We start from the raw sequence: 1196 nt of genomic DNA, 5'->3' as shown, positions 1-1196 counted from the left end.
AAACCATATAAAAGCCTTTGAAATTGTGTTTTTCTACATCAATTTTGGGTGGATTTGAGTATCATACTTTGGGAAACACTACCAAATTTGTTTCATAAGTAATTTATTTTTAATTATTTATATAAAATTTATCATTGAAATCATCTTGACTTTTTGGGTCTGTCAGTGCTACTGATTAACTTTGCCAAAGTTTCAAACTTTGGCAAAGTTTTGATTATTTAAATTGCCTGTAAGTGCTACTAACTTATTATCTAAATGTAATTATTATTGGTGATGAATAATAAGCGTGTGTATTGCCGTTACCATCGATACTTGTTACGGTTACGTAAAAAGTGTGTGTACCTGTTCTTGAATTTAATCTTACTGACATATCCACTTCCGTTTTTCCAGCTGCATTGACTCTGCTTAATGGATTGTATGAACATAGGTAATCTTTCACAAAAACCTCTGCTTTTTGACCAAAAGCCGTTCCATTAGATTTTTTGATTGAGAATACTACCGTATTCGTGTTCGAATTATATGATTTCACTCTGCCCAACACAACAGAAAGTCCTGCTTTATAGAAGTGACAACGATCGGTTTGATAAATTTCAGGTGTGTATGTCCCTATTTCTGGGTTTACTCTTACATTAGTTGTCGGTTGTGGTTGCTGTTGTCGCTCTCTTTCAACCTCAACAGACACTGCCATACGATTACTACCGCTTATAGCATTCGAATTAACAGTTATATTCCCTGAATATGTACCCGCGTTGTTTGAATAAAATGATATTTGAACATCACGTGAACCATTTGGTGCTACCGAAAACGATGTTGAGTTGGCACTAAAACCATTTGGTAAACTAATAGACGTAACTTCCAAGGTAGCATCGCCGGTGTTGTGAACTTTTAGCGTACGTGAACTCTGTTCGCCTACTTTCAACGTTCCAAAGTTCAAGTTTCCTGACAAGGAAATTCTTGCTTCTGTTTTTTGTTGTTCTTCTTCCACTTGTGCAGAAACAGCAATCTTAGCACTACCGTTCGCTGCATTAGAATTTACCATAATATCCCCAGAATACGTACCTGGATTATTTTTTGAAAATGAAACTCTAACCTCACGTGAGCTATCAGGAGCTACCGAGAATGAAGTAACATCTGTACTAAAACCACTCGGTAGATTTATTGAAGTTACGTTTAAAGAAGCGTCCCCTATGTTTAGT

1 protein-coding gene is annotated in these 1196 nt (G+C 35.9%); it reads right to left on the bottom strand.

Features of this window, described 5'->3' with window-relative positions; all coding sequences use genetic code 11:
* Nucleotides 1–247: 247 nt before the first annotated feature.
* Nucleotides 248–1196: Ig-like domain-containing protein (locus tag CCAND38_RS02130; RefSeq protein ID WP_042343492.1), on the bottom strand; the 949-nt coding region annotated here is incomplete at its 5' end.

The sequence above is a fragment of the Capnocytophaga canis genome, assembly GCF_000827555.1.
Lineage (GTDB): Bacteria > Bacteroidota > Bacteroidia > Flavobacteriales > Flavobacteriaceae > Capnocytophaga > Capnocytophaga canis.
This window is presented reverse-complemented; position numbering and strand designations above follow the sequence as displayed.